Origin of the sequence: Nocardioides taihuensis (assembly GCF_042657275.1) — a bacterium.
In the GTDB taxonomy this organism is placed as follows: Bacteria; Actinomycetota; Actinomycetes; order Propionibacteriales; family Nocardioidaceae; genus Nocardioides; species Nocardioides taihuensis.
The window spans coordinates 419,312-444,383 of record NZ_JBHSKD010000002.1 but is presented as its reverse complement, the minus strand read 5'-3'; the positions used below and the strand labels follow the sequence as shown (position 1 = coordinate 444,383).

General features: G+C 73.2%; 25 protein-coding genes. 7 read left to right on the top strand and 18 right to left on the bottom strand.

What is annotated here, in order from left to right; translation table 11 throughout:
• Complete coding sequence (locus ACFPGP_RS02175) at positions 1-1,122, bottom strand: aromatic ring-hydroxylating oxygenase subunit alpha (protein ID WP_378586252.1); 1,122 nt, start codon at positions 1,120-1,122, stop codon at positions 1-3.
• A 47-nt stretch (positions 1,123-1,169) separates the two neighbouring features.
• On the opposite strand from ACFPGP_RS02175, the gene ACFPGP_RS02170 reads away from it, so the two are divergent.
• Entirely contained in the window at positions 1,170-1,778 is a 609-nt protein-coding gene (locus tag ACFPGP_RS02170; RefSeq protein ID WP_378586250.1) for a TetR/AcrR family transcriptional regulator, read from the top strand.
• 25 nt (positions 1,779-1,803) lie between these two features.
• Here the strand turns inward: ACFPGP_RS02170 and solA are convergent, their stop codons facing one another.
• The 10 genes from solA to ACFPGP_RS02120 form a co-directional block, all read right to left on the bottom strand.
• Positions 1,804-2,967: an N-methyl-L-tryptophan oxidase gene (gene solA, locus ACFPGP_RS02165; RefSeq protein WP_378586247.1), complete on the bottom strand. Its 1,164-nt coding sequence runs from the start codon at positions 2,965-2,967 to the stop codon at positions 1,804-1,806.
• A complete protein-coding gene (locus ACFPGP_RS02160; RefSeq protein WP_378586245.1) occupies positions 2,964-4,061 on the bottom strand; it encodes an aromatic ring-hydroxylating oxygenase subunit alpha in 1,098 nt (365 codons plus the stop codon). The genes solA and ACFPGP_RS02160 overlap by 4 nt, the downstream gene beginning before the upstream one ends.
• 120 nt (positions 4,062-4,181) lie before the next feature.
• Positions 4,182-4,472 (bottom strand): DUF1905 domain-containing protein, encoded by a 291-nt coding sequence (locus tag ACFPGP_RS02155; protein WP_378586242.1) that lies wholly within the window; start codon positions 4,470-4,472, stop codon positions 4,182-4,184.
• A gap of 9 nt (positions 4,473-4,481) precedes the next feature.
• Positions 4,482-4,889: a VOC family protein gene (locus tag ACFPGP_RS02150; protein ID WP_378586240.1), complete on the bottom strand. Its 408-nt coding sequence runs from the start codon at positions 4,887-4,889 to the stop codon at positions 4,482-4,484.
• A gap of 48 nt (positions 4,890-4,937) precedes the next feature.
• Positions 4,938-5,363 carry a potassium channel family protein gene (locus ACFPGP_RS02145; protein WP_378586238.1) on the bottom strand — a complete coding sequence of 142 codons (426 nt, stop codon included), beginning with the start codon at positions 5,361-5,363 and terminating at the stop codon, positions 4,938-4,940.
• A gap of 73 nt (positions 5,364-5,436) precedes the next feature.
• The gene (locus tag ACFPGP_RS02140) at positions 5,437-6,444 is read right to left on the bottom strand and encodes an ABC transporter ATP-binding protein (protein ID WP_378586236.1); all 1,008 of its coding nucleotides are present in this window, start codon (positions 6,442-6,444) and stop codon (positions 5,437-5,439) included.
• The gene (locus tag ACFPGP_RS02135; RefSeq protein ID WP_378586233.1) at positions 6,441-7,430 is read right to left on the bottom strand and encodes an ABC transporter ATP-binding protein; all 990 of its coding nucleotides are present in this window, start codon (positions 7,428-7,430) and stop codon (positions 6,441-6,443) included. Before ACFPGP_RS02135 ends, ACFPGP_RS02140 begins: the two co-directional genes overlap by 4 nt.
• 4 nt (positions 7,431-7,434) lie before the next feature.
• Positions 7,435-8,373: an ABC transporter permease gene (locus ACFPGP_RS02130; protein ID WP_378586231.1), complete on the bottom strand. Its 939-nt coding sequence runs from the start codon at positions 8,371-8,373 to the stop codon at positions 7,435-7,437.
• Complete coding sequence (locus ACFPGP_RS02125; RefSeq protein WP_378586389.1) at positions 8,370-9,428, bottom strand: ABC transporter permease; 1,059 nt, start codon at positions 9,426-9,428, stop codon at positions 8,370-8,372. Before ACFPGP_RS02125 ends, ACFPGP_RS02130 begins: the two co-directional genes overlap by 4 nt.
• Positions 9,429-9,486: 58 nt before the next feature.
• Positions 9,487-11,241, bottom strand: a complete 1,755-nt coding sequence (locus ACFPGP_RS02120; RefSeq protein ID WP_378586229.1) for an ABC transporter substrate-binding protein — start codon at positions 11,239-11,241, stop codon at positions 9,487-9,489.
• A gap of 117 nt (positions 11,242-11,358) precedes the next feature.
• Between ACFPGP_RS02120 and ACFPGP_RS02115 the strand changes: the two genes are divergently transcribed.
• On the top strand, positions 11,359-13,503 hold the full coding sequence (locus ACFPGP_RS02115) for a S9 family peptidase (protein WP_378586227.1): 2,145 nt from the start codon (positions 11,359-11,361) through the stop codon (positions 13,501-13,503).
• A 6-nt stretch (positions 13,504-13,509) separates the two neighbouring features.
• On the opposite strand, the gene ACFPGP_RS02110 is transcribed toward ACFPGP_RS02115, so the two are convergent.
• Positions 13,510-14,262 (bottom strand): class I SAM-dependent methyltransferase, encoded by a 753-nt coding sequence (locus tag ACFPGP_RS02110; protein WP_378586225.1) that lies wholly within the window; start codon positions 14,260-14,262, stop codon positions 13,510-13,512.
• Positions 14,263-14,455: 193 nt separating this feature from the next.
• Complete coding sequence (locus tag ACFPGP_RS02105; RefSeq protein WP_378586222.1) at positions 14,456-14,776, bottom strand: putative quinol monooxygenase; 321 nt, start codon at positions 14,774-14,776, stop codon at positions 14,456-14,458.
• Between the two features lie 98 nt (positions 14,777-14,874).
• On the opposite strand from ACFPGP_RS02105, the gene ACFPGP_RS02100 reads away from it, so the two are divergent.
• Genes ACFPGP_RS02100 through ACFPGP_RS02090 form a run of 3 tightly spaced genes read left to right on the top strand, consistent with a single transcriptional unit; the run spans position 14,875 to position 18,502 of the window.
• Complete coding sequence (locus ACFPGP_RS02100) at positions 14,875-16,104, top strand: aminomethyl transferase family protein (protein ID WP_378586221.1); 1,230 nt, start codon at positions 14,875-14,877, stop codon at positions 16,102-16,104.
• Positions 16,101-17,687 carry a phytoene desaturase family protein gene (locus tag ACFPGP_RS02095; protein WP_378586218.1) on the top strand — a complete coding sequence of 529 codons (1,587 nt, stop codon included), beginning with the start codon at positions 16,101-16,103 and terminating at the stop codon, positions 17,685-17,687. The genes ACFPGP_RS02100 and ACFPGP_RS02095 overlap by 4 nt, the downstream gene beginning before the upstream one ends.
• The gene (locus tag ACFPGP_RS02090; protein ID WP_378586215.1) at positions 17,684-18,502 is read left to right on the top strand and encodes an MBL fold metallo-hydrolase; all 819 of its coding nucleotides are present in this window, start codon (positions 17,684-17,686) and stop codon (positions 18,500-18,502) included. The genes ACFPGP_RS02095 and ACFPGP_RS02090 overlap by 4 nt, the downstream gene beginning before the upstream one ends.
• On the opposite strand, the gene narJ is transcribed toward ACFPGP_RS02090, so the two are convergent.
• Positions 18,492-19,085: a nitrate reductase molybdenum cofactor assembly chaperone gene (gene narJ, locus ACFPGP_RS02085; RefSeq protein WP_378586213.1), complete on the bottom strand. Its 594-nt coding sequence runs from the start codon at positions 19,083-19,085 to the stop codon at positions 18,492-18,494. The genes ACFPGP_RS02090 and narJ overlap by 11 nt on opposite strands.
• A 218-nt stretch (positions 19,086-19,303) precedes the next feature.
• Here narJ and ACFPGP_RS02080 point away from each other — a divergent pair, with 218 nt between their 5' ends.
• Entirely contained in the window at positions 19,304-19,861 is a 558-nt protein-coding gene (locus ACFPGP_RS02080; RefSeq protein ID WP_378586210.1) for a GNAT family N-acetyltransferase, read from the top strand.
• Here the strand turns inward: ACFPGP_RS02080 and ACFPGP_RS02075 are convergent.
• Entirely contained in the window at positions 19,858-20,715 is an 858-nt protein-coding gene (locus ACFPGP_RS02075) for a YwiC-like family protein (RefSeq protein ID WP_378586207.1), read from the bottom strand. The two genes, ACFPGP_RS02080 and ACFPGP_RS02075, sit on opposite strands and share 4 nt — an antisense overlap.
• 107 nt (positions 20,716-20,822) lie before the next feature.
• On the opposite strand from ACFPGP_RS02075, the gene ACFPGP_RS02070 reads away from it, so the two are divergent.
• The gene (locus ACFPGP_RS02070; protein ID WP_378586205.1) at positions 20,823-21,071 is read left to right on the top strand and encodes a GlsB/YeaQ/YmgE family stress response membrane protein; all 249 of its coding nucleotides are present in this window, start codon (positions 20,823-20,825) and stop codon (positions 21,069-21,071) included.
• A gap of 9 nt (positions 21,072-21,080) precedes the next feature.
• Here ACFPGP_RS02070 and ACFPGP_RS02065 read toward each other — a convergent pair whose 3' ends face one another.
• The 3 genes from ACFPGP_RS02065 to ACFPGP_RS02055 form a co-directional block, all read right to left on the bottom strand.
• Positions 21,081-22,133: a coiled-coil domain-containing protein gene (locus ACFPGP_RS02065; RefSeq protein WP_378586203.1), complete on the bottom strand. Its 1,053-nt coding sequence runs from the start codon at positions 22,131-22,133 to the stop codon at positions 21,081-21,083.
• Positions 22,130-23,593: a coiled-coil domain-containing protein gene (locus ACFPGP_RS02060; RefSeq protein WP_378586200.1), complete on the bottom strand. Its 1,464-nt coding sequence runs from the start codon at positions 23,591-23,593 to the stop codon at positions 22,130-22,132. The genes ACFPGP_RS02065 and ACFPGP_RS02060 overlap by 4 nt, the downstream gene beginning before the upstream one ends.
• A gap of 143 nt (positions 23,594-23,736) precedes the next feature.
• A complete protein-coding gene (locus tag ACFPGP_RS02055) occupies positions 23,737-24,906 on the bottom strand; it encodes a cysteine--tRNA ligase (protein ID WP_378586198.1) in 1,170 nt (389 codons plus the stop codon).
• Positions 24,907-25,072: the final 166 nt, after the last annotated feature.

Here is a 25,072-nt window from a genome sequence, read left to right as displayed (position 1 = left end):
TCAGTCCACCAGCCGGCCGGTCTCGTACGCCCGCTCCATCACCGTCACCATCTGCATGACCGCGTCCTCGTTGGGCGCGAAGGGGCCGGGCAGGAAGTGCGGGCTGGCGAGGCCACGCTGCACGGACTCGCAGGCACCCCAGTCCTGCTTGTTGGTGAGGTCCCAGAACTCCACGGCCGCGTCCGCCGACACCGTGCCGTCCTCGCGCGGCAGCGCGAGCCAGGTGCACTCGATCCAGGTGCGGTCGGGCGCGAGCGGCACCATGCGGTGCGTCATCACGTAGTCGGGGTGCGGGGAGACGAGCAGGTTGGGCAGCAGGTGCAGGTACTCCACGCGGGTCGGGTCGACGCCCGGAAGCGGGGGTGCCGCGAGCTCGCCGGTCAGCGACATCGTGGCCATGCCGTCGCGCAGGTCCATCGACCCGCCGATCCACGCGCCGGGCAGGTCGTAGTTGTCACCGGAGTCCGGCGGCGTGACCTGGCACAGCTCGGGGTGGATCATCGGGCAGTGGTAGCACTCGTGGTAGTTCTCGGCGACCACCTTCCAGTTCGCCGCGATCTCGTAGGTGTGCCGGCCGGCGAGCGACAGCGACCCGGGGGCGTACGGCTCCACGATCTGCCGCATCGCGCCGAGGTGGGTGTCGAACGACGGCACCTCGGGGCTGCCGAGCGGGTGCAGGGCGTGCCCGAAGACCCAGCCCTCCCACACCTCGACCGGCAGCTCCACGAGTCCCTGCGCGGCGGGGTCGAAGCCGGGGACGTCCTTGAAGCCCGGCGCCGCGACGAGCGAGCCCGAGGTCTTGTAGCTCCACGCGTGGTAGGGGCACACGACCTGGCGCCGGCTCGAGGTGTCGCCCTCGGGGAGCAGCTCGTGGCCGCGGTGGCGGCAGGTGTTGGCGAACATCCGCACCGCCTCACCGTCCTGCACCAGCAGGGCCGGGACGTCGCCGACGACGAGCGCCCGCTGCTTGACCGGCGGCTCGAGCAGCTCGGCCAGCCGGCCCAGGCAGGTCCAGGTGCCGGCGAAGAGGTGGCGGCGCTCCCACGCCAGCACCTCCGCCGAGGTGTACTTCTCGGCCGGCAGCATCGTGACGGGCGTGGTGGACGTCGTGGACGTGGTCATGGCGCGCCTCCTCAGGCACTAGGGTCCGGGAACATGGGAGTCGGGCGGTGAGCGGCGCACGGCGCCGTTCGGCGTCGCTGCGCCAGGAGGAGATCCTCGGCGCGACCCTCGACGTGGTGGAGCGCGACGGGCTGGCGGCGACGCGCGTGGCCGACGTGGCGAGCGCGCTCGGGGTGAGCCCGGCGCTGGTCTTCTACCACTTCCGGACCAAGGACGCCCTCGTCGCCGCGGCCTTCGCGCACGCCGCGGAACGCGACCTTGCCCGGCTCGAGAAGGTCGTGGCGAGCGACGACCCGCCGCTGGAGCAGCTGCGCGGCATGCTGCGCCACTACGGCCCGACCGGCACGGCGACGGGCTGGCGGCTCTGGATCGACGCCTGGGCGCTCGCCCAGCGCGAGAAGGAGATCCACGCCGTGCTGCGCCGCATGGACCGCCAGTGGTGCGCGCTGCTGCGCGAGGTGGTCGAGGCCGGCGTGGCGAGCGGCGACTTCCGCTGCCCCGACCCCGGGGCGTCGGTGACCCGCATCTCCGCGCTGCTCGACGGCCTGTCGGTGGCCACGCTCGTCTACAAGAGCGTGACGCGCCCCCAGCTCAAGGCGTGGGTCGCCGAGGCGGTCGCCCGCGAGCTGGAGGTCGAGGGGGCCGTGCTGACCTGACGGCCGGGCCGGGGACTGGCGCACCTCACACCAGCCAGTGCGCGGCGTAGTCGGGGTCGGTGAGCGCCGGGCGGTCGAAGCGGAAGGCCGCGACGTCGGTGCCCGTCGTCCCCTCGGTCGCGAGGTCGGCCAGGAGGCGACCGAACGTCGGCGCGAACTTGAAGCCGTGCGCCGCCCCCAGGCCCGCCACGACCGTCGGGTGGTCCGGGACCGGCGCCAGCACGAAGTCGCGGTCGGGGGTCAGCGTGTACTGGCAGCGCAGCGAGCGCACCGGCTCGCCCGCCGCGGGGAGCATCCGGCGCAGGTGCGCGGCCAGCCGCTCCTCCATCGCGGCGTCGGGCTCGTGGGTGCGCGCCTCGGGGTCGACGACCGGGCCGCCGCAGTCCTGCGCGGCCTTGACGGTGTCCTCGCCGTAGCAGGGGAAGCCGTAGTACGACGGGTCGTCCATCCAGATCCACAGCGGCAGCCGGCCAGGGGCGAGCTCGTCGGGCCGCTCGGGTCGGAAGTAGGTGACCTGCTCGAGCGTGGTCTCCAGCGGGACGTTCAGCCCGAGGTGGCCGAGCACGTCGTTGGCCCAGGCGTCGGCGCAGACGACCAGCGCGCCGGCGTGCACCTCGCCCTGCGGGGTGGTCACCACGACGCCACCGGAGCCGAGGTCGCGGACGCCGGTGACCGGGCTGTGCTCGCGCAGGTCGGCCCCGTGGGCTCGCGCGTCGTCCTGCATCACCCGGGTGCCGCGGCCGGCGGGGACGATCGCCGCGTCGGCCTGGAAGAGCACGAGCGTGCCGTCGGGCAGGTGCAGCCGGGGCCAGCGGGCCCGGGTCTCCTCGACGTCGAGCAGCTCGTGCTCGATGCCGACCTCGCGCAGCGAGTCGACGTAGTCGGCCGGCGGGATCGCCGGGTCGGGCGGGAACAGGTCCACCCCGCCGACCACCGTGACCAGCTGCTCGCCGGTGTCGCGCTCGAGCCGCGCCCAGTCGTCGTACGCCTGCTGCGTGAGGCGGACGTACGCCGGGGTGTGGTAGCTGTGCCGCAGGATCCGGCTGGTGTCGTGGCTGGCGCCGCGGTCGTGGCCGAGCGCGAACCGCTCGAGCCCCACGACCCGCAGGCCGCGCCGCGCGAGCTCGCGCGCGGTGGCCGAGCCGAGGGCGCCGAGGCCGGCGACGGCGACGTCGAAGCGCTCGCTCACCGCTCCCCCTCGCCGTCGGCCGCGACGCGGGGCAGGAGCCAGCGGCGGATGTCGAGGCTCTCGTCCTCCATCGGCGCGAACCAGCCGTGCCGGTAGCTGCGCGACGACATGCCGCGCTGCACGGACTCGCAGATCGCCCAGTCCTGCTGGTTGACGAGGTCCCACAGCTCGACGGCGTCGCCCGGGTCGAAGCCCGGGCGCGCGGCCTCGTGGGCCGCGAACAGCAGGCTGCACACGACCTCGGTCTCCGCGACCCCGCGCGGCAGCAGCACGAACGCCGCGACGTGGTCGGCCGACGCCGAGACCATGAGGTTGGGGTAGGCGAGGTCGCCCTTGTGCCGGGTGCGCTCGGCCTCGTCGAGCCCGGGCAGCGGCGCGCGGCTCGTCGTGCCGGACATGGTGAAGGTCCACGCCCCCTCGCGGTGCGGGATCCCGTTGGCCCAGTCGAGGTCGGTGCCCCCGCCGCCGAACGACGGAACCAGCCGCGTCAGCTCGGGGTGCACGGGGCCGCAGTGGTAGCACTCGTTGTAGTTCTCGAGCAGCACCTTGTAGTTGGCCGCGACGCGGTAGGTCAGGGTGCGGCCGGTGACGAGGTCGCCGATGGCGTAGTTGGCCAGGCTCGACGCCGGGCCTGCCACCGCCTCGGCCAGCGGACCGGCCGCGTCGGGCGTGAGGTGCACGAAGACGAAGCCCGCCCACGTGTCGACGGCGACCATGGTGAGCCGCCAGGTGTCGGGGTCGAGCTGCTCCTCCACGTGCGGCGCGCGCATCAGCCGGCCGTCGAGGGCGTAGGTCCAGGAGTGGTAGGGGCAGCGAAGCGCCCGCACCGAGCACGAGCGCCCCTCGACGAGCAGCTGCGAGCCGCGGTGGCGGCAGACGTTGTACGCCGCGTGGAGGGCGCCGTCGTCGTCGTTGGTGACGACCACCGACTCGCCGGCCACGTCGACGGCGACCGCGCTCCCGGGCTCGGTCAGGCCGAGGTCGTCACGCCGCCCCACGCAGAACCACTCGCCGTGCAGCACCCGGTCGCGCTCGCGCTGCCAGGTCTCCTCGTCGACGTACATGTCGCGCGGCAGCGCCTGCTGCAACCCCATCGACCCCTCCTCGCCCGGCAGTGGCTCTGCTGACTCGTGAGTCAGTAACGGGCCCATGCTGCCACTGCCGGGGCACCCGGCGCCAGAGTCGGGGCCGACGTGGGGCGGTGGAGGGCGCGCTCAGTCCTCGGCGATCGCCAGCCGCACGGTCACGACCATGCCGAGCTCGACCCCCTCGGCCGCGCGCACCTTGTCCTTGAGCGGCACGACGTACCCGCCGTCCTTGGGCCACAGCGCTGTGGTGAACGCGGTGTCGCCGAGGACTCCCCGCACCGGCACCATCCCCCAGCCGTACGTGATGTCGCCGGCGATCGCCGCGATGTCGTCGGCCTCGTCGGGCGGCACGCTCACGAAGTGGTAGGGCGCCGGGCCGCGCCACTCCCACACGGGCCCGGCGAACTCGACGATCACGCGGGCGCCTCAGCCCTCGTCGCCCTCGAAACCGATCAGCCAGCGCAGGCCGAACCGGTCCACCACCTGCCCGTCGGAGGCACCCCACGGTCGGGGCTGGAGGTCGTCGAGCACCTCGCCGCCGTCGGCCAGGCGGTCGAACCAGGTGCGGAGGGTGGCGGGCTCGGTGGTGCCGAGCAGGCTCAGCATCAGCCCGCGCGCAGCGAAGGGCTCGTCGTCACCGGTGGCGTCGGAGGCGGCCAGCGCGACCGGGCCGTCGACCAGCTCGCCGTGGGCGATCGCGTCGGCGGGGCCGTCGCTGCGCTGGAAGTCGGCCAGGGTGAAGAGCCGCGCGCTGCCACCGAACACGCCGGCGTAGAAGGTCAGCGCCTCGCGTGCGGTGCCGGGCAGGTGCAGGTACGGGGTGGGAGCCGTCATGCGCCCGGATGCTAGCCCGGGTGACCGACATGTCTCCGGGGGCGCAGGTCAGCGCTCGTCGTCCCCCTGCCGCGGCGCCGCCTCGAGCCGCTGCTCGAGCGCGTCGATCTTGCGGTGGAGCTCCTCGAGGCGGGCGAGGGCGACCTTCTCGAACTCCCGCTCCGCGAGCTCCTCGGGCAGCTCGTCCTCGCGCACGAACAACGACGCGATCGTCGCCGTGAGCAGGGTCATCAGGCCGAAGCCGGACACCATGAGGATCGACGAGAGCACGCGGCCCGCGGTCGACTCGGGCGCCTCGCCCACGAAGCCGACGGTCGTCATGAGCGACAGCGCCCACCACACCCCCTCGGCGTAGCTGTTGACCTGACGGCTCTCGACGGCGGCGAACCCGCCACCCGCCAGCAGCACCACGACGGCACCCACGACCACGATCACGACGGGCCGGAGCCGCAGCCGCGACAGGAACGTCACCATGCCACCACTGTGGCACTGCCTGCGTAGGCCGGTCCGGACCTCAGGCGCGAGCGGCGGGAGACGCGCGTGAGATTCACCGACCCCCAGCCGCGGTCGCAGCAGCGAGGTGGCAGGCGACCAGGTGGTCGCCGGCGGCGGGCAGCACCGGCAGCGACGTCGCGCGGCAGTCGGCCTCGACTCCCGCCTCGGCCGCCAGCCCCGACTCGACCTTCGGGCAGCGCGGGTGGAAACGGCAGCCGGCGGGGATCCGGGTCGGGTCGGGGATCTCGCCGGTCAGCATCACCGGCTCGAGCCGGTCGATCTCGGGGACGACCGAGAGCAGGGCCTCGGTGTAGGGGTGCTTCGGCGCGCCGAGCACCTCCTCGGTGGTGCCGAGCTCGACGACGCGGCCGAGGTACATGACCGCGATCCGGTCGGCGATGTTCCACGCCAGGCCGAGGTCGTGCGTCACCACCGCCACGCCCAGGGCGAACTCGTCGCGGAGCCGGAGCAGCAGGGCCAGGATCTCGCCCCGGATGGAGGCGTCGAGGCTCGAGACCGGCTCGTCGGCGATCAGCAGCTTCGGGCGCAGCGCGAGCGCCCCCGCGATCAGCACCCGCTGCCGCTGCCCACCGGAGAGCTCGTGGGGGTAGCGCAGGAACAGCTGCTCGGGCGGCCGCAGGCCCGCATCGGACAGGGCGGCGGCGACGAGGTCGGCCTCGGTGCGGCCCTCGGGGTCCTCCTGCGCCAGCTTGTGCAGCCGGACGCCCTCGGCCACCGACTCGTAGACGGTCTGCCGGGGGTTCAGCGACCCGCTGGCGTCCTGGAGCACCATCTGCACGCGGCGCCGGTAGGTGCGCAGGGCGCGGATCGAGTAGTCCAGTGGCTGGCCATCGGCGAGGACCTGGCCGCGCGAGGGCTGCTGCAGCCCCATCATGGTCCGCGCCAGGGTGGTCTTGCCCGACCCCGACTCCCCGACGATCGCCAGGATCTCGCCCGGCCCGACGGCGAGGTCGACGCCGTCGAGCGCCCGCGCCACGGTCCCCGACCGGGTCGCGTACTCCACCCCGACGCCGCGGACCTCCACCAGTGCCTCGCTCACGGCTCCCCCACCCGGAAGCAGGCGGCGAGCCGCCCGCGGTCGTCGACCCCGTGGGAGACCAACGGCGGCTCCGCCTCGGAGCACCGGTCGACTGCGCGCGGGCAGCGGGGTGCGAACGAGCACCCCGGCGGCAGCTGGCGCGGGTCGGGCGGATCGCCCGCCAGCCCGGACGGCGCGTAGCGCGCGGCCGGATCACCGACCAACGGGAAGGCTGCGGACAGGGCGGCCGCGTAGGGGTGCAGCGGCCCGGTGAAGAGCTCGTCGGCCGGCCCGACCTCGACGACCCGCCCGGCGTACATGACCGCGACCCGGTCGCAGACGTCAGCGAGCACCGAGAGGTCGTGGCTGATCACGAGCATCCCGACGCCGGTCTCGCGCACCAACCCCGAGAGCAGGTCGAGGATCTGCGCCTGCACCATGACGTCGAGCGCCGTGGTCGGCTCGTCGGCGATCACCAGCTGGGGCCGGCAGGCCAGGGCCATCGCGATCATCACGCGCTGGCGCTGCCCTCCCGAGAGCTGGTGCGGGTAGACGCGGCTGCGTCCCGGCGGCAGCCCGACCTGCTCCATCAGCTCGTGCACGCGGGCGAGCACCGTGTCGTCGGCCAGGTCGGGCTCGTGCAGGTGGATCGGCTCGGCGATCTGCTGCTCGACCCGGTGCACGGGGTTGAGCGAGTGCAGCGCGCCCTGGAACACGATCGAGGCACCGGCCCACCGCAGCGTCCGCAGGTCGCCCCAGCCCATCTTCTGGACGTCGGCGCCGTTGACCAGCACCTCGCCGTCGACGACGGCGTCCTTGGGCTGGAGGCGCAACACCGTGCTGGCCAGCGTGGACTTGCCGCAGCCGGACTCGCCGGCCACGCCCACGATCTCGCCGGCGCGCACCACCAGGTGCACACCGCGTACGGCGGGAAGCGGGCCGGCGTCCGTCTGGTAGGACACCGCGAGGTCGCGGATGTCCAGGAGCTCCGTGGTCGTCTCGGTCACCGGGTCACCGCTTCTTCAGCCGGGGATTGAAGATCTCCTCGAGCGCCTGCCCGACGAGGGTGAAGGACAGCACGACCGTGAGAACGCACAGGCCGGGCGGCACGATGTACCACCAGGCACCGGTCGTCATGGCGCCCACGTCGAAGGCCGACTGGAGCATCGAGCCCCAGGACACCGCCGTCGGGTCACCGAGGCCGAGGAAGCTCAGCGTGGTCTCGGCGAGGATCGCGATCGCGACGGTGAGCGTGGTGTTCGCGAAGACCATCGGCATCACGTTGGGCAGCACGTGGCGGGTCATCTGGTGCCACCGCCCCGCCCCCAGGGCCCGGGCGCGCTCGAGGTAGGGCCGCTCCTTGATCGACAGCGTCTGGCTGCGGATCAGCAGCGCGGTGCCGGCCCAGCTGGTGACACCGATGACCAGGGCGATGTTGAACAGCGACCGCGGCAGCACGCTCGCCACGACGATCGCCAGCAACAGGAAGGGCAGGACCAGGAACCACTCGGTCAGCCGGAACAGCAGCCGCGCCGGCCACCCCTCGAAGAAGCCGGACATGATCCCGACCAGCGTCCCGATCACCATCGAGATGACGGTGGCGACGATGCCGACCAGCAGCGAGACCCGGGCACCCCAGATCAGCAGGGTGAGGATGGAGCGGCCGTTCTCGTCGGTGCCGAGCGGGTACTCCCACGACGGCGGCTCCAGCACGCCGCCGGTCGCCTTGGTGACCTCGAGGCCCTCGGCGGGGGCGATCAGCGGGGCCAGCAGGGCGATCGCGATGATCGCGCCCAGCACGACGAGTCCGACCACGCCGGAGCGGTGGGTGCGGAACTCCGCCCAGTTGCGCCGCAGCGACGCCGCCCGCCGACGGCGCGCCAGCTGCCGCGGGGACACCCGGCGCTTGGGGGCATCGGCAGTCGGGCCGTCCATCGCCGGGGCGCTCACGTGCGCACCCGCGGGTCGAGGAGGCCGTAGACGAGGTTGGCCGCCAGGTTGGCGAAGATGACCGCGCCGGAGGCGATCAGGAAGGTCCCCTGGAGCACCCAGTAGTCCGGGATCGTCAACGCCTCGCTGGCGAGCAGGCCGAGCCCGGGGATCGAGAAGATGGTCTCGATGGTGATCGCCCCCGAGACCACGAAGCCGAGGTTGAGCGCGATCAGGGTCGTGGTCGGCAGCATCGCGTTGCGGGCCGCGTGGCGCCGCCGTACGACGACGTCGCGCAGCCCCTTGGCGCGTGCGGTGGTCACGTAGTCCTCCCCGATCTCGTCGAGGATCGAGGAGCGCATGATCAGCGAGTAGTCGGCGAGGTAGGCCAGGGTCAGCGTGATCACCGGCAGGGTCAGGTGCCAGGCGATGTCGAGTGCCTGGCCGATCGTGCTGTCGGGCGGGTCGACCGACTCCAGGCCGCCCGTCGGGAAGATGCCCGGGATCGGGCCGGCGCCCACGGCGAAGACCGCGATCAGCAGCAGGCCCAGCCACCACTCCGGCATCGAGTACAGCGTCAGCGTGCTCCCGGTGGTCACCTTGTCGAAGCGCTGACCGCGCCGCCACCCGCTGACCATGCCGAGGTAGACGCCGATCAGCATCGCGAGCACGGTCGAGGTGCCGACGAGCAGCAGCGTCGGCCAGAGCCGGTCGACGATCAGGTCGGACACCGGGACGCGGTAGCGCAGCGAGACGCCGAGGTCGCCGCTGAAGGTGTTCTTCAGGAAGGTCAGGAACTGCTGCGGCAGCGGCTGGTCGAGGCCGTACGCAGCCTTGAACTCCTCGAGCTGCTCTTCCGTGCGGAACCGACCGCGGCCCAGGGTGCGGGCCGGGTCACCGGGGATCACCCGGAAGAGGAAGAAGTTCACGACGAGCACGAAGAACAGGCTGCCCACCGAGCCGATCACCTTGCCGACGACGTAGCGGGCGTAGCTCGCGCGTCGCTTCGGCGCGAGCCCGCCCTCGTCGTCCGACTCGCGCGCCTCAGGCGTCCCCGAGGTGCCCGCAGCGATCATCGTGCTCACCGGACCACCCGCCCCTCAGCCGCAGCGCGTGGTCCGGCGCGACGGACGCTCACTCCCGCTCGGCGGCGGTCGAGCGTCGACGCATCGCGAACACCAGGCCGCCGATCACGACCAGGCCGGCCAGCACCCCGATCCCGATCCAGACCCCCGTGCCGATGCCCTCGTCGGTGCTCGAGGTGTCACCGGTGGCCCCGATCGCCGTCTTCACGCCGTCGCAGTCACCGGCCTCGTCGGCGGGGCGGAGCTGGGTGTAGTTGTGCGACCCGTACTGCATGATCCAGACGCCGCCCGGATCGGGCTGGGGCTGGAAGCACGCGAACCGGTCGGTGCGCACCGCCTCGCCGATCGTGCTGTACGCCGTGACCAGGTACGGCGACTCCATGAACAGCTTCTCCTGCATCTGCTTGACGATCTCGACCCGTGTGGCGTCGTCGACCGCGGAGTTCTGCTCGTAGTACATGCGGTCGTAGTCCTCGTCGCAGTACCAGGAGTCCGACCAGCCACCGCGCTGGTCGCAGGTGAAGTAGCTGAGGATCGAGTCCGGGTCGGGCTCGACGTACCAACCCCACTCGAAGACGTCGAACTCGCCGTCGAGGATGATGTTGGTCAGCTTGTTGGACTCGTAGGCCGTGACCTCGGAGTCGATGCCCAGCTGGGTCAACCACTCCTGGAAGTAGTTCATGACGTTGATCGACGTCTTGGACTCGCTGCGGGCGTAGAGGCGCAGGGTGCCGATCGGGCTGCCGTCGGGCATCGTCCGCTTGCCGTCGTCGCCCATCGTGTAACCGGCCTCGTCGAGCAGCTGCCCCGCCTTCTCGAGGTCGAAGGAGAAGGCCTGGTCCTCGGAGGGCTCCCACCGCCACGTGGAGTAAGCGGGGGGAATGATCGAGTCGCCCACCTTGCCGGCGCCCTGGTAGACCTTCTCGATGAGCTGGTCGAAGTCCACCGCGTAGCCGAGCGCGTGCCGGAACGCCGGGTCCTCCAGCGCCGGGTTGCCGTCACCGATCGGCTCCTCGGTCTTCGGGTCACGGGCGCCGACGTTGAAGGCGATCTCGTCGAAGCTCGGCGAGTCGCCGTTGTGGGCGGTGATGCCCTCCTCGCTCTGCAGCGCCTCCACCTGGAGGGCACTGATACCGACGACGAAGTCGATCTCGCCCTTGATCAGCGCCTGCACCGCCGGGTCCTCGCTCTTGTAGACGCGGTAGACGACCTGGTCGACGTGCGGGGCGCCGCCCCAGTAGTCGGGGTTGGCCTCGAAGCGGTAGGTGTCGCCGCCCGCGGTGCCCTCGACCAGGCGGAACGGGCCGGAGCCCACGACGGGCTGGTTGTCGGTGGGCTCGGCCGCGTAGCTCTTGACCTCGTCCTCGCTGACGTCCTTCCAGACGTGCTCGGGCAGGATCGGGATCGGCAGCAGCGGGAGCACGGCGTTCGGCTTCGACAGCTTCATCTCCACCGTGTAGTCGTCGGTGGCCTCGATCGTGTCGACCGAGGTGAGGTAGGAGCTCCACGAGGCCGCCTCGGGGCCGCCGTCGAGCACCCGGTTGTAGGTGTAGGCCACGTCGTTGGCCGTCAGCGGCTCGCCGTCGGACCAGGTGACGTCGTCGCGCATGTTGAACGTCCAGGTCAGGCCGTCCTCGGAGGTGTCCCAGCTCTCGGCGAGCGCGGGCTGCGGCGACATGTCCTTCATCGAGTAGCCGACCAGGAAGTCGTAGGTCAGCGCCCACATCTCGTAGGACTCGGCCTCGATGCCGTTGAAGGGGTTGAACGAGTCGACCTCGTTGAGCAGTCCGACCGTGAACGTCACCGGCTCGTCGCCGGTGCCCTCGGAGCTCGCGGCGGACGGCGACGCGACGGCCGGGATGCTCAGCGCACCCGCCGCGAGGGCGAGTGCGGCGACGGCGGCAGCGCTACGGTGCCGCCTGTGACCACCCCGAGCCAGACCCCCGCCGGACCGCAGACCCCGCCGGAGGCGGCGCAGCGGCCGTACGAGCACACCGAGCACGGCGTCGCGCGTCGCGACCCCTACCACTGGCTGCGCGACGTCGGGTCCCCCGACGTCCTCGCGCACCTCGCCGCCGAGCGGACCTGGTTCGACACTGCCACCGGACATCTGGACTCCCTGGTCGATTCATTGCGCGCCGAGATGAACGCACGGGTACCAGCAACTGACCAGTCAGTCAGGTGGCGGCACCGGGGCTTTTCCTACTACACACTCCTTCCCGAAGGAAGGGAACATGCGCAACTGTTTCGTGATCTCAACGTGCTGGAAACCGAAGAATCTTCAGCAGATGAGCAATTGCGGGACGGAAACGGTGGAGAGCTGCTCCTCGACGCCAACCTGCTCGACGACGGGTCGGGCTTCGTGGAGGTCGGGCTGACCGCGATCAGCCCCGACGACCGGTGGTTGGCGTGGTCGGTGGACACCACCGGCGACGAGGTCTACCGGCTGCACTTCCGCGACCTGACCACGGGCGAGGACCTCGACGAGGTGGTCCCGCGCAGCTACTACGGCGGCGCCTGGAGCCCGGACTCGAAGGCCTTCCTCTACACGGTGCACGACGAGGCCTACCGGCCCTGGCAGGTCTGGCGGCACACGCTCGGCACGCCCGTGACCGACGACGTGCTCGTGCTCGAGGAGCGCGACGAGCGCTACGAGCTGGTCGTGCGCGAGCCGCGGCTCGGCGGGCCCGTGGTGCTCTGGGCGGAGTCGCGCGACACCCGCGAGGTGTGGGTGCTCGACGCCTCCGACCCCGAGGCCGTTCCCCGGTCGGTGGGTGGGCGCCGACGGGGCGTGGAGTACCACGCGGAGCCCGCCCGGCTGCCGGGCGGCCGCGAGGTGCTGCTGGTCGTCACCAACGACGGGGCGACGGAGTTCCGGCTCGCGGGCGCGCCGGTGCCGCGCGGGGCCGACCAGGACCACACCGCCTGGTGGGACGTCCGCCCCGAGGACCCGGCCGAGCGGCTCGAGCGCGTCGACGCGTTCGCCGGACACGCCGTGCTCTCGCTGCGGAGGGACGGGCAGCGGTGCCTGCGGCTGCTGCCCCTCGACGACCTCGCCGGCGACGGCGTGCTCCTGCGCCCGCAGTTCGACTGCGGCACGCTCGCGCTGTCGACCAACCTCGAGCCCGACGTCTCCCGGGTGCTGGTCGTCGAGGAGTCCTCCACCGAGCCGGCCGTGTGGTCGCAGGTCGACCTGGACACCGGGGAGCGCCACGCGGTCCACCGGCAGGAGGCACCCGGCCACGACCCCGGGTCGTACGTGAGCGAGATGCTGGCGTTCCCGGCCGCGGACGGCACCTGGGTGCCGGTCACGGTCGTCCGCCGGCACGACACGCCGCTCGACGGCACCGCCCCCTGCCTGGTCTACGCGTACGGCGCGTACGAGGCGGTCGAGGAGCCGGAGTTCGACCCGTCGCTGCCGAGCCTGCTCGACCGCGGCGTGGTCTACGCCCACGCCCACGTGCGCGGCGGCGGCGAGCTCGGCCGGCGCTGGTGGGACCAGGGGCACCTCGAGCACAAGGTGAACACCTTCGGCGACCTCGAGGCCGTCGCCGACGGGCTGGCCGACGGGGTCGTGGACGGCTCGCGGATCGTGACCCGCGGCCTCTCGGCCGGCGGGCTGCTGCAGGGCGCGGTCTTCAGCCGACGGCCGGACCGCTGGCGCGGGGTGGTCGCCGAGGTGCCGTTCGTCGACGTGGTGACGACCATGTTTGACGCGTCGGTCCCGCTGACGGTGACCGAGTGGGACGAGTGGGGCGACCCCCACCGGCGCGAGGAGTTCGACTGGCTGCGCGCCTACTCGCCGTACGACAACCTCCCGCCGGCCGGCGGCCGCCCCGACCTGCTGGTGACCGGGGCGCTCCACGACCCGCGGGTGATGGTCTGGGAGCCGGCCAAGTGGGTCGCCGCCCTCCGCGCCACCGACCCGCAGTGGTCACCGCGCTGCGTCTTCCGGGTCGAGCTCGGCGCCGGCGCCCACACCGGTCCCGCGGGCCGCTTCGCCCACCTCGGCTACGAGGCCGAGGTCTACGCGTGGATCCTCGAGCGGATGGGACTCGCCGACTGAGCTCCTCTAGTCCGCTTCGCAGACGCAGAGCTGGATTCCCGCGTCCCCGGTGAACGGACGACCGGACCAGTCCCCGAAGCGCTCGAGGAGCCGGAGCCCCGCCAGGGAGAGCAGCAGCGGCAGCTCCTGGGGAAAGATGCTCCTGAGCTCCAAGGGTGCGACGAGGAAGTCGGGCTCGAGCTCGGTGGAGAAGTGCCACGTCCCGCGGGTCACCTGCACGGCGGCGTCGTAGGTCTCGGCGACGTCGACCCGCACCGTGCCGCGGTCGGGATCCTCGAACGACAACCCGTCGCGGGTGCGTCGTACGCCGTCGGCGCCGGCGAGCATGCGCAGGTCCGGGTTGAACACGTCGAGGACGAACCGTGCCCCGGGCGCCAGGTGCGCCCGCACGGAGCGGAGGCAGCTCAGCAGATCGGCGGCCTCGTGCAGGTGGAGCAGCGAGTTGGCTGCGATGAACACGAGGTCGAACGTGCGGCCCAGGTCGAAGTCACGCATGTCGCCGCGCACCCACTCCACCGTGAGCGCGCTCTCGCCCGCCTTGCGCCGAGCCTCGGTGAGCATGTCCGGCGAGAGCTCGAGGCCGGTGCACGGATGACCGTCGGAGGCGATGGGGATCAGCTTGCGTCCGGTGCCGCACCCGAGCTCCAGGACACGTCCTCCCTGCCGATCGGCCTGGGCCCGGTAGAAGTCGACGGCGGGCTCGCCACCGGGAAACAGCCGGTCGTACAACCGCGCATCCGAGTAGAACTGTTCGCTCATCACGTGCACCTCCTCACAGGTTGGTACCACGCGAGCAGTCGCTCGGTCGGCAGGGACGAGGTCACTGGTCGACCTAGGACGGTGGTCGTGGTCGTCATGTGGCACATACAGTCCGCGACCACCGACACTTCCGGTCCCGAATCGTCAAGATTCGAACACAGGTTCGATCAGGAGTCCGTCATGGTTTCCGGCCTCAGGCGACCTCGAACTCCCCGAGCCGGTCCCAGTGGTCGCCCTCCATCACCACGTTGCGGATCAGCGGCGTCTCCTGCACGTACTGCGGGAGCTCGGCCTGCGCCTTCCGGAAGTGCGGGCTCGTCACGTGCGCCTCGGCGGCGTCGTCCTTGAACGCCTCCACGAGCACGTACTCGTGGGGGTCCTCGATGCTCCGCGACCAGTCGAAGAAGAGGTTGCCCTCCTCGGCACGCGTCGCCTCGGTGAACTCCCGCGCCAGCTCGGGCCAGGCGTCGGCGTACTCGGGCTTCACCTTCCACTTCACGCAGATGAAGATCATGGGCCCCACCCTACGAGCCGGGAGACCGGCTCGCGCGTCCGTTCCCGCGGGGTCGCGGATGGCCTACGCTGCTGACTCGTGAGTCAGTAGGAGGGTGGATGATCCGGACGACGCCGTTCCACGCGCGGTTGCAGGAGCTCAACACGCAGGGGTTGTACACCCACTGGCAGGGGTTCCTCTCGCCGCTGCGCTACAGCCACGCGCCGAAGCACGAGTACTACGCGGTGCGCAACAGCGTGGGCGTCTTCGACACCTCGCCGCTGTTCAAGTACCGGATCACCGGGCCCGACGCCGAGCGGTTCCTCGCCGGCGTGCTGACCCGCGACGTGCGCACCTGCCGACCGGGCCAGGCGCAGTACACGCTCTGGTGCGACGAGCGCGGGTTCGTGATGGAGGACGGCGTCGTCTTCCGGCACGCGGCCGACGACTTCCTGCTGACCTCGGCGCGACCGAGCCTGGGCTGGTTCTCCGACCTGGTCGGACGGCTGCGGGTGAGCGTCGAGGACGTCTCCGACGAGTTCGGCATGCTCGCCGTGCAGGGGCCGCGCTCGGCGCGGGTGCTGCGCACGCTCGCTCCCGAGGTCGACGACCTCGCGTTCTTCGACCTCACCCCGGCCAAGGTCGCCGACACCGGGATCACGATCTCCCGCACGGGATACACCGGCGACCTCGGCTACGAGCTCACGGTGCCCGCCGACCGGGCGGTCGACGTCCTCGACGCGGTGCTCGCCGCCGGCGACGGACACGGCCTGCGGCCGTTCGGTGAGGAGGCGCTGACGATGCTGCGGATCGAGGCCGGCCTGCCGCTCGTCGACGTGGAGTGGCGCAACAGCCGGACCGCGTGGTCCGACGACGACCGGGTCACGCCCAAGGAGCTGGGCCTGGGCTGGATGCTGCGCGGCGTCCGTGACGGCGAGCGCTCCTTCCTCGGCTCGGAGGCCATCCGGCGCGAGCTGGTGGACGGCACGTCGCGCTGGGCCAGCGTCGGCTTCGTCGTCGACTGGCAGGACTGGGAGCGCCTGCACCGCGACGCCGGGCTGCTTCCCGACAAGGACGAGCGACCTCTGGCCTGGGAGTCGGTGCTGTACGACGAGGACGGCGGCGAGCAGGTCGGCTACGCGACCAGCTTCATGTACTCCTCCGTGCTCCAGCGGCACATCGGGATGGCGCGCGTCCGCCCCGACCTCGCGCCGACCAAGGACGGCGGCAGGCCCGTGCGGCTCGAGCTCTGGATGCTCCACCGCCCGACCACCGTGGCCGCCCGGACCGTACGGCTCCCCCACTTCGACCCGCCCCGCAAGACCGCTCCGACCGGAGGCCAGGCATGACGACCCACGAGTACGACGCGATCGTCGTCGGCGGCGGCCACAACGGCCTGACCAACGCGGCCTACCTCGCCAAGGCCGGGCTGCGCACGGTGGTCCTCGAGCAGCGCCACCTCGTCGGCGGCGCGGCGATCACCGAGGAGCTCGTGCCCGGCTTCTCGTTCACCACGTTCTCCTACGCGCTGAGCCTGCTGCGCCCGCAGATCGTGCAGGAGCTCGACCTGGTGCGCCACGGCTTCCTGCCGCTGATGATGCCGTCGTCGTTCCACCCGACCGGCGACGGCGACTACCTGCTGCTCGGGGACGACCACGGCCAGAACATGCAGGAGATCCGGCGCCACTCCCCCCACGACGCCGACGCCTACGACCGCTACCACCACGACCTCGACCGGGTCTGCCAGGTGATCCAGCCGCTCTTCGACAACGCGCCGCCCGACATCTTCGGCAAGGACCCCGAGGACCAGGCGGACACGACGTGGCTGCTCGACCACCTCGGCGGCGTCGAGCGCAAGGTCGCCCACGACCTGGCGCGGCTGCTCACCGGCAGCGCGGCCGACTGGGTGAGCGACTACTTCGAGCACCCGGCGGTGCAGGGCTTCCACGCCTCGTCCTCGGTGATCGGCTCCAAGGTCGGGCCGATGTCGCCAGGCTCGGGGCTGGTGCTGCTCTTCCACAAGATGGGCGAGCACGACGGCCACCTGGGCTCGTGGGCCTTCCACAAGGGCGGCAACGGCGGCTTCACGCAGGTGCTGGCGCGGGCTGCGGAGGCGTACGGCGCCGAGATCCGCCTCGGCGCCCCTGTCTCGCAGGTCATCGAGAAGGACGGTCGCGCGGTCGGTGTCGCCCTCGAGGACGGCACGGAGCTGCACGCCCCGGTCGTGGTGTCCTCGCTCGACGCCCGGCACACCTTCCTCGACCTGGTCGACCCGCGCAGCCTGCCGACCGACCTGGTCGACAGCGTCGAGCGCACCCGCTACCGCGGGGTGTCGGCCAAGGTGAACTTCGCCCTCGACGGCCTGCCGGTCTTCCCCGCGCTGCCGGACACGGTCGACCACTACGGCGGCTTCCTCAACATCGGGCCGACCATCGAGTACGTCGAGCGGGCCTTCGACGCCGCCAAGTACGGGTGGTACTCCGAGCGGCCCTACGTCGACGCCGCGATCCAGTCGGTGGTCGACCCCGACATGGCGCCGCCGGGCAAGCACGTGATGTCGTGCTTCGTCCAGTACGCGCCGTACGAGCTGCGCGGCAGTGACTGGGAGACCGAGCGCCAGCCGTTCGGCGACGTCGCCCAGGCGGTGCTCGAGGAGCACTTCCCGGGCTTCGGCGACCTCGTGCTGCACCGCGAGGTGGTCACGCCCCTCGACATCGAGCAGAAGACGGGGCTGAGCGAGGGCAACATCTTCGCGGGCGAGCTGCTGGCGCCGCAGATGTACTTCTTCCGCCCCGCACCCGGGTGGAGCCGCTACGCGACGCCGATCGACGGCTACTACCAGTGCGGCTCGGGCACCCACCCCGGCGGCTGCGTGATCGGCGCGCCCGGCAAGCTGGCGAGCGAGCGGATCCTGCGAGACCTGGGGCGATGAGCCTGACGCCCACCCGGATCCACCACCTCACCTGCGCGACGCTCTGCCCGTCGCTGCGCCGCGTGCCGGGGCTGGTGCCCGACCAGCTGGTGGCGCACGTGCTGCTGCTCGAGACCGCCGAGGGGCTGGTGCTCGTCGACTCGGGGTTCGGCACCGACGACGTCGCGCAGGGCGGTCGCCGGCTGGGCCGCGCGTTCGTGGCCGGCGTGGGGCCGCGGCTCGACCTCGCGCAGACCGCCCTCCACCAGGTGCGCGCGCTCGGCCACGACCCCGCCGACGTACGCCACGTCGTGCTCACCCACCTCGACCTCGACCACGCCGGCGGCCTGGCCGACTTCCCCGACGCGCAGGTGCACCTGCACCGCGCGGAGCTCGCGGCCGCGCTCAACCCGCGCCTGCGGGAGCGGCAGCGCTACGTCGCCGCCCAGTGGGAGCACGGGCCCCGGTGGCAGCCGCACGACGCCGGCGGCGAGGACTGGTGCGGGTTCACCGCGGTGCGTGCCGTCGGGGACGACGTGCTGCTCGTGCCCCTGCCCGGCCACACCCGCGGGCACAGCGGGGTCGCCGTACGCCGGCCGTCCGGCGGGTGGTTCCTCCACGCCGGCGACGCCTACTTCTTCCACGGCGACAAGAAACGGCCGCGCTCCTGCCCGCCGGGTCTGCGCAGCTTCCAGGTGATGGTGCAGGCCGACCGGACGGCTCGGCTGGTCAACCTCGAGCGGCTCCAGGAGCTGCACGCGACCCGTGACGACGTCACGGTGTTCTGCGCGCACGACCGCGCCGAGTTCCTCGCGCTGGAGGGCGTCACCGACTGACGGCGTGCCCGTCCTGCTCCTGCGGCGTGCGGGTGGGTGCGGGCAGCACGTCGTCCACGGCGATCACCACGTGGGCGTACGGCGAACGCTGCACCTCGAGGTCGTGGCGCAGCTGGGCGATGCCCGCGCGGTGGCGCCGCAGCGGCGCCTCGCCGGCGCCCGGCCCGAGCACCGCCGCGAAGTCGAGCACGAACGGCAGGAAGTCGGGCAGCTGGCGGTCGCCGTGCCCCCAGCCGTTGGCGCGGTAACCCTCCTCGAGTGCCAGCAGCGCGGCGCCGCGGACCTCGGCGTCACCGTCGATCGTGGGGTCCTCGGTGACGAGGTTGAGGCTGGGGCCGTCCTTCAGCCCGAACAGCCGCTCGTAGTGGCGCTGGACGTCCTCGGGCTGGCTGGCCCCGAACCACACGAGGAACGACGTGATCCGGCTGCGCAGACCGGGGTCCTCCAGCTCGGCGGCGGAGTCGGCGAGCCGCGGCGTCGCCGCCAGCAGCTCGTCGTCGGGGTAGTCCAGCAGCATCGAGGCCAGCCGGAACAGGCGACGGCGGTCGTCGTCGCTGACCTGCGTGCCGATCTCGGTGAACACCTCGTCCTCCCTCGCGCTCCCGGTCCGACCCTCCGCGTCCCCACGGCCCGTGCTCACCAATGTGCCGGTCGCGGCGCCGTCGGGACAGGGAGCGACGGTCCCGGCTTGCGGGGACCTTGGTCCCCCGTCCGCCGGGCCGTCGGAACCAGGCCGGGCGTCGCCTGACGGGTCGGTCGGCGACGGAGCCGAGGCCGCCCGATCATCGCTACCGTGGCGGGGTGGACAGCGTGACCCTGCCGCCCGGCTACGACCTCCGGGTCGCCTCCCCGGAGGCAGCCACCGCGCTGGCGGCGGCGTACACCCGCAACCGGGAGCACCTGGCGCCGTGGGAACCGGTCCGCGACGACGAGTTCTTCACCCGCGCAGGTCAGGAACGCCGCTTGGCCGACCTGCAGAGGGACGCCGAGGCCGGGACGGCCGTGGCGTGGCTGCTCCACCACGCGGACGCGGTGGTGGGTCGGGTCACGCTCAGCAACGTGACCGGCGGCGTCTTCCAGAGCGCCAACCTCGGCTACTGGGTCGACGTCGACCACACCGGCCGCGGGCTCGCGACGGCCCTCGTGCGGTTCGCGGCACGGCAGGCGACGGACCGGGGCCTACACCGGCTCGAGGCCGGCACCCAGCGCTCGAACGTCGCGTCGCGGGCGGTCCTCGCCAGGTGCGGCTTCGAGCTGATCGGGACGGCCCCGTCCTACCTGTTCCTGGCCGGCAGCTGGCAGGACCACGACCTGTGGCAGCGGATCCTCCACGACCGCGCTCCGCGGGCGAACTCCTAGCCCGCGAGCGCGACCGCCACGGCCAGCGCCCCGAAGCCCACCAGCTCCAGCAGCCCGAGGCGCGCCGGCCGGAGGGTGACGCCGCGTGCGGCCCGCGCCCGCTGCAGGAACGCCCGGACCACGCACCACACGTAGGGCAGCACCAGCAGCCAGGCGTCGGAGCCGCCCCACGCCAGCGCCAGCGCGGTCGCGACCGCGACGCTCGCCACGGCGGCGCCGTCCGCGAGACGGCCGAACGCCGGGTTGGCGCGCTCGCGGAGGTAGGACCGCACGTGCAGCGTCGACTCCCCCAGCGTGAGCGCGCACAGCAGGGCGGCGAGCAGCACGTGGGGTTCGAGCACGCGGTCCCACGGCACGTTCCAGTCGCCACGGGGAGCGCCGAGGCCGGCGACGACCGGCACGACGAGGGCGCACTCGAGCACCAGCACCGCGTCGTTGGTCAGCGACCGCTCGGCCCGGCGGCGGGCGTGGAGCAGGTTGACGCCGAAGAGCGCGGCCAGCACGGCCCCCGGCACCCACAGCCACGGGTGCCAGACGAAGGAGACCAGGGCGGGGAGCGCGAACACCCCGGCCCAGATGCGCAGGGGACGGTCGAACCGCTCCGGGCGCGGCGCCGCGAGCCGGCCGGCGACCGCCCAGGTCAGGGGGTACGCCGCGACCCACGCGACGCCCAGCACCACGAGGTCGACCCACCACGAGCGGGCCGCCGCGGGCGCGACCACCGCACCGACCACCAGCGGCAGGGCGAGGAACGCCCAGGCGCCGTGCTGCGGCGGCACGACCGCGTCACGCCGGCGGCGGGGCGCGGCCGACCCGCTCGACGGCGCGCCGGCGGTGCTGGACCCAGGGCTCACTCCCCCAGTGTGGCGAGCAGCGCCCCCTGCCCCGCAGGGCGCAAGGTCCCCGCGCAGGTGGGACCTCGGACCCCGTCGGCCGTGGAGTGCCTCGCTAGGCTCGCCGCATGATCGGTTTCCTGGTGGCAGGCCTCGTCATCGGCGCCCTGGCGCGCCTGTTCAAGCCCGGCAAGCAGAACCTCGGGCTGCTGGCCACGCTCGGCCTGGGTCTCGTCGGCTCGCTGATCGGCGGCACGGTCGCCTGGCTGCTCGGCACCGGCTCGATCTGGGAGCTCAACGTGCTCGGCTTCGTGCTGTCCGTGGTCGCCGCGGTGCTGCTGATCGGCACCGCGGAGAGCGTCGCCGGCAAGAAGTAGCGCGGGCGGTCAGCCCTTCGCGCCGTCCGGCTCGTCCGCGGGCTCGACCTCCACGTCGGCCTCGAGCACCGCGACCTCGGTCTCGACGGCGACCTCCGCCGGAGCCTCCGGCTCGTCGTCCGGCTCGGCGGGCGCGGCCGGCTCGGCCAGTGCCTGCTCGACCAGCGACGCCCCGGCCGAGCCGCCGGTGAGGGTGGCGAGCATCTGGCGCACGTTGGCGAGCTGGGCGTTGATGCTGTCGCGGCGCTGGCTGGCCGCCGCGAGCTCGCGCTCGGACTCCGCCCGCACCCGCGCGGCCGACGTGCGCGCCTCGGTCACGATCGACGACGCCTGCTGCTCGGCCTCCTCGATGATCCGGCGGCTCTCGCGCAGCGCCTCGTCGTGGGTCTTCTCGGCGTCGGTGCGGGTGCGCTCGATGTGGGCCTCGAGCTCGGCGAGCCGGTGCTGGTGCTCCTGCATCTGCGCGGTGAAGTCCTGCTCGGCGGACTGCCGGCGGGTGGCCAGCGTGGTCTCGAAGTCGGCGGCGGCCTGGGCAGCCTTGGCCCGCTGGTCCTCGTAGACGGCCTCGGCCTCCTGCAGGCGGGCGGCGGCATCGCGCTCGGCGGCGTCGAGCCGGTCGTCGGCGGTGCGACGGGCGTCCTCGAGCACCCGGGCGGCCTCGGTGTCGGCGTCGCTGCGGCGCTGCTCGGCGTAGCGGTCGGCGTCCTTGCGCAGCCGGGTCACGTCGTCGTCGAGCTGGCGGCGCTGGGCCTCGATCTCGGCGGCGGCCGTTGCCTTGAGGTCCTCGGCCTCCTCCTCGGCGAGCGAGAGGATCTGCACGACGCGCGGGCCGAGGTGGTCGAAGGTGAGCGGGGTCGCCGGCGTGTCGGCGTCGGCCGCGGCCTCCTGGTCGCTCGCGGCGCGCTCACGCTCGGCCTCGAGGACGCGCACCCGCTGGGCGAGCTCGTCGGCGCCGGCCCGCGCCTCGGCGGCGGCCTGCGCGAGCTCCGCGAGCCGCTGGTCGACCTGGGCCGTGTCGTAGCCACGCAGGACGACGCGGAACGGCTGGCTCTGCTCGGTCATGGGTCTTCAACCTCTTCTGGGGGGTGGGGGGCGGCGTCGGAAGGGGAGACGGTCAGGTCGTCCGGGCTGACGGCGAGGGCCTGGATCACGCCCGACAGGCCGCCGAGCTCGGCGGCGATCTCGTCGCGGCGGCGGGCGAGAACGGAGACCTCGGTGCGCGCGTCGTCGAGCAGGGCGCGGGCCTTGGCGCGGATCTCGTCGGCCTCCGCGCGGGCGGCGGCGACGTGCGCGGCGGCCTGCTGCCGCGCCGTACGGAGCTCGTCGGAGGCGGCGCGCTGCTGCTTGACCACCTCGGCGGCGACCCGCTCGCGCAGCAGCGTGGCTCCCGACTCGGCCTCGTCGAGCCGGCGCTGCGCCCGCTCGTGCACGAGCGCGGCGCGGTCCTCGGCGTCCTCCACGGTGCGGGCGGCGGCCTCGTCGGCCCGGGCGCGGACCTGTGCGGCGTCGTGCTCGGCGGCGGCGAGGATGCTCTCGGCAACGGCCTGGAGCTCCTGCGCGTCGGCCTCCGCGCGGTCGAGCTGCTCGCGCACCCGCTCGGTCAGGCGGTGCAGCACGGCCTCGACGCGCTGGCGGCTCTGGCGCACGTGGGTGCCGACGTCGCGGTGACCGAGCTCGCGGATCCGCTGGGCCTCCTGCTCGGCGGTGGCGAGCAGCGCGTCCATCGTCTGCTGGGTCCAGGCGGTCTGCTCGTCGGCCGCGCGGATCGCGGCCTCGGCCTCGGCGCGGGCCGAGGCGAGCAGCTCGTCCGCGGCGGCGCGCGACTCGGCGCGCAGGCGCTCGGCCTCCTCGTGGGCCTCGTGGGCCTCGGCGGCCGCCGTCTTGCGCAGCGAACCGCTCTCCTGCTCGGCCTCGGCGCGCAGCGCGGTGGCCCGTTCGTCGGCGTCGGCGAGCAGCTCGTCGGCCGCCTGCTGCGCCTCGCGGCGGCGGCGCTCGACGAGGTCGCGGGTCTCGGCCTCGAGCCGCTCCGCCTCGGCGCGGGCCTCGGCCAGCCGGGTCTCGGCCTCCGCGTGGGCCTCGCGGCGCAGCGTCTCGGTCTCCTCGCGGGTGGTGACCAGGTCTGCCTCGACCTCGGCGCGGGTGCGCTCGGCGTCCGCCCGGGCCTCCTCGAGCAGCTGGTCGCGCTGCTGCTCGGCGGCCTGGAGCAGCAGCGTGGCCTGCTCGCTGGCGCCGACGACGGACTCCCGGGCCTCCTCGGACGCGGCGGCGAGCTGCTCGCGGGCGAGCGTGAGCGTGCGCTCGGCCTCGGCCCGGTCGGCCATCGCGCGGTCGTGGAGCTCGCGGGCGTCGGCGCGGAGCCGGTCGCTCTCGGCGGTGGCCTCGCGGGCGTCGCGCTCGGCCTGCTCGCGGAGCTCGTCGGCGACCTGCTGGGCGCGCATGAGCAGGTGGGAGGCGGCGTTGGACCGGTCGGGCACGGCAGGCTCGTCGGGGAGCGCGACGCCTGCGGTCGGGTCGTCACGCACCTGTGAAGCTTCCACGGCTTTCCTCCCTCCGTGGTTCCCGGCCACGACGCATGTCCCGGAACGGCGCGTAGTTCCGCCCGATGGTACCGCCCCCGGGTGTCCACGAGCGGGCCGGTCACCGACCGGTCGGCGACCCCCGCGGATCAGCCGGCGGACGTCGCGTCGCCGAGCCCGAGCACGCTGATCAGGAGCCGCGCGGCCTCGCCACCCTCGCCGAGGGCGAGCTCGATCGCAGCCGGCACGTCGAGGTCCGCAGCCAGCACCCGGAGCACCTGGCCCGGGGCCGCCGCACCCTGCTGGGTCGGGCCGGCCGCCGCGGCGTGGAGCCGGTCGAGCGTGTCCGCCGCACGGTCGAGACCCGCGGGGTCCCAGTCCCACGGCTGCCGCCAGTCGCGGTGGAGGAGCATCAGCCGCACCACCGAGCCGGGGGCCGTCTCGAGCAGGTCGGCCACCAGCACCAGGTTGCCGGTCGACTTCGCCATCTTCTCCCCGTCGCGACGCACCTCGCCGACGTGCACCACCGACCGCGCGAACGGCGTCACGCCGGAGGCAGCCTCGACCATCGCCACCTGGTAGGCGTGGTGGGGGAAGGCGAGGTCCTGGCCCCCGAGCAGCACGTCGATCGAGGTGCCCAGCGTCGCCATCGCCATCGCCGCGCACTCCGCGTGCCAGCCCGGGCGGCCCCAGCCCCACGGGCTCGGCCACGACGGCTGGCCCTCGGCCGAGGGACGCCACACCGGTACGTCGAACGGCGACTCCCGCTCGGGCAGGCCGTCCTGGTCGCCGAAGTCGCGGGACGCCGCGAGCGCCTCGTCGACGGCGAGACCGGCCCGCGCCGGCAGGTCGCCGCCCCGGAACAGCACGTGGCCGTCGATCTCGTAGGCCCGGTCGGCCGCGAGCAGCGCCGCCGCCAGCCGCTGCACCGCCGGCACGTGCCGGTGGGCGCGCGGCTTCTGGTGCGGCTCGGCCACGCCCAGCGCGCGCATGTCGCGCTCGAACAGGAACTCCTGCGTGACCGCGAGCTCGTCGGGCAGGCGGCCGCGGCGCTCCGCCTCGGCGGTGAGCACGTCGTCGATGTCGGTCACGTTCCGCGCGCTGAGCACCTCCGCCCCGCTCGCCCGGGCCACCGAGACCAGCAGGTCGGCCCACACGAACGTGGAGGCGTGCCCGAGGTGCGTGACGTCGTACGGCGTGATCCCACAGGTGTAGAGCCGGACGGGTCCGACCGGGAGGATCGGGTGCCCGGCCACGACGAGCGGGGTGGGCACCGGCGTCGCGGCCGGGTAGCGGGTCGAGGGCGTGGTCGCGGTCATCAGGGCCGACGCTACCCCGACCGCAGGGTCGGCCGACTGGTCCGGCCCACCTCCGGACGACCACCGCGGAATCGGCACCCTCAGGTCCCGCTCGGTAGCCTGCGCGGCATGGACGACCCCCGAAGTACGAACCGTTCACCTCTGGCCACCGGAGGTGAACGGGCCT

Coding starts and splice junctions, on each gene's coding strand:
- ACFPGP_RS02100 (WP_378586221.1), top strand. CDS start 14,875: ATGATCCGGACGACGCCGTTCCACGCGCGGTTGCAGGAGCTCAACACG.
- ACFPGP_RS02070 (WP_378586205.1), top strand. CDS start 20,823: ATGATCGGTTTCCTGGTGGCAGGCCTCGTCATCGGCGCCCTGGCGCGC.
- ACFPGP_RS02110 (WP_378586225.1), bottom strand. CDS start 14,262: ATGAGCGAACAGTTCTACTCGGATGCGCGGTTGTACGACCGGCTGTTT.
- ACFPGP_RS02175 (WP_378586252.1), bottom strand. CDS start 1,122: ATGACCACGTCCACGACGTCCACCACGCCCGTCACGATGCTGCCGGCC.
- ACFPGP_RS02145 (WP_378586238.1), bottom strand. CDS start 5,363: ATGGTGACGTTCCTGTCGCGGCTGCGGCTCCGGCCCGTCGTGATCGTG.
- ACFPGP_RS02065 (WP_378586203.1), bottom strand. CDS start 22,133: ATGACCGAGCAGAGCCAGCCGTTCCGCGTCGTCCTGCGTGGCTACGAC.
- ACFPGP_RS02095 (WP_378586218.1), top strand. CDS start 16,101: ATGACGACCCACGAGTACGACGCGATCGTCGTCGGCGGCGGCCACAAC.
- ACFPGP_RS02125 (WP_378586389.1), bottom strand. CDS start 9,428: ATGATCGCTGCGGGCACCTCGGGGACGCCTGAGGCGCGCGAGTCGGAC.
- ACFPGP_RS02105 (WP_378586222.1), bottom strand. CDS start 14,776: ATGATCTTCATCTGCGTGAAGTGGAAGGTGAAGCCCGAGTACGCCGAC.
- ACFPGP_RS02160 (WP_378586245.1), bottom strand. CDS start 4,061: ATGGGGTTGCAGCAGGCGCTGCCGCGCGACATGTACGTCGACGAGGAG.
- ACFPGP_RS02090 (WP_378586215.1), top strand. CDS start 17,684: ATGAGCCTGACGCCCACCCGGATCCACCACCTCACCTGCGCGACGCTC.
- ACFPGP_RS02055 (WP_378586198.1), bottom strand. CDS start 24,906: ATGACCGCGACCACGCCCTCGACCCGCTACCCGGCCGCGACGCCGGTG.
- ACFPGP_RS02150 (WP_378586240.1), bottom strand. CDS start 4,889: ATGACGGCTCCCACCCCGTACCTGCACCTGCCCGGCACCGCACGCGAG.